Annotated in this window: 1 protein-coding gene; it reads left to right on the top strand. The window is 45.2% G+C overall.

The features are described from left to right. On the top strand, positions 1 to 241 hold a 241-nt coding region (locus tag AACS92_RS04705; protein ID WP_153044812.1), incomplete at both ends, for a transposase.

Here is a 241-nt window from a genome sequence, read left to right as displayed (position 1 = left end):
ATTGTTAGCCGTGAAACTCACCGCAGGAAACACGGATGATCGCCAGCCAGTCAAAGCGCTGACAAAAGGATTAACAGGCTGTTTGTATGGTGATAAAGGATACTTATCCCAGGCTTTATGTGATGAATTGGAAGCGGAAGGTGTCACGTTAATCACGAATGTCCGGAGTAACATGAAAGCCAAGGCATTATCTCTCTGGGATAGATTGATGTTAAGGCGGCGGTTTTTGATAGAAACCGTC

Origin of the sequence: Xenorhabdus sp. KJ12.1 (genome assembly GCF_963876495.1) — a bacterium.
GTDB lineage: Bacteria > Pseudomonadota > Gammaproteobacteria > Enterobacterales > Enterobacteriaceae > Xenorhabdus > Xenorhabdus stockiae.
This window is presented reverse-complemented; position numbering and strand designations above follow the sequence as displayed.